Annotated in this window: 1 pseudogene; it reads left to right on the top strand. The window is 21.1% G+C overall.

The features are described from left to right. Positions 1-149 precede the first annotated feature (149 nt). Positions 150-410 (top strand): annotated as a pseudogene (locus tag AB6A65_RS16400) (NADH-quinone oxidoreductase subunit H). Positions 411-740 lie beyond the last annotated feature (330 nt).

Genomic DNA, 740 nt, shown 5'->3' with positions numbered 1-740 from the left:
GCATAATCCCATTAATAATATATAATTTTTCAACCTTAATTGACATTAAACATAATTTATTAATATTTTTTATTTTATCAAGAATAGGAGTATATTTCATTCTACTTATTGGATGATCAACTAATTCAAAATATTGTCATTTAGGATCTATTCGAAGAGTTGCACAAATAATTTCTTATGAAGTACCATTTTTCATAATCATTTTATTTTTAGTTTTATTATCTCAATCCTATTCATTTACTCAAATAGAAGAATCTCAGTATATATTATACTTTTTTTTTGGAAATATTCTCTTATTTATTATATGATTATCTTCTTGTTTAGCAGAAACTAATCGTAGACCATTCGATTTTGCAGAAGGAGAATCCGAATTAGTTTCAGGTTTCAATGTTGAATATATAGGAGGATGATTTGCTTTAATTTTTCTATCAGAATATTTAAGAATACTTATTTTAAGAATAATTTCAACTATAATATTTTTTAGTCCTATTAAATCTATCATTTCAATAACAATTATAATCATAATCACAATTATATTAATTTGAGTACGAGGAACATATCCTCGATTTCGATATGATATATTAATATTAATAAGATGAAAAATATTTCTACCTTTATCAATATTTATTATTATATTACCATTCATTATTCCATTCATATTTAATTAATTTTAAATTTACAAAATTTATGTTTTACTTAAACTAACCAATCAGACTTTAAAGAAAATTTCTTAAAAATTG

Source organism: Rhodosalinus sp. FB01 (assembly GCF_041365715.1).
In the GTDB taxonomy this organism is placed as follows: domain Bacteria; phylum Pseudomonadota; class Alphaproteobacteria; order Rhodobacterales; family Rhodobacteraceae; genus Rhodosalinus.
This window is presented reverse-complemented; position numbering and strand designations above follow the sequence as displayed.